Genomic DNA, 324 nt, shown 5'->3' on the forward strand with positions numbered 1-324 from the left:
ACACCACCCTGCGTACGGCTCCGTACAGGGCGGTTCCAATCAGACTCGGGCATGAGGCCCGTAGTGAAGCTTGATCCAGACGGCCCTCATGTCAGGCACCCCCTGTTCCTCAAGCCAACGGTTGTTCAATGCGTGCCGCACCAGTGACATTTGGCTCATGCGCCAGTAGCCTTTTCGGCTCCGCGACGCCTTGTGCACCTCGTCCGGGGCGATGCCCAAGGCGAGGAGTTGGCGGCGGCGCGTGCGCGGCTGCTTCCATTGCTTCCAGTAGTACAACCGCACCCTCCGCCTGACCCATTCCGCCAGTCGCTCGATGACCGTGTA

The 324-nt window shown here is 63.0% G+C and carries 1 pseudogene; it reads right to left on the reverse strand.

The features are described from left to right. Positions 1-39: 39 nt before the first annotated feature. A pseudogene (locus tag JIN81_RS18850) lies at positions 40-324 on the reverse strand (group II intron maturase-specific domain-containing protein); the annotation flags it as partial.

Origin of the sequence: Haloferula rosea (assembly GCF_016595525.1) — a bacterium.
Lineage (GTDB): Bacteria > Verrucomicrobiota > Verrucomicrobiia > Verrucomicrobiales > Akkermansiaceae > Haloferula > Haloferula rosea.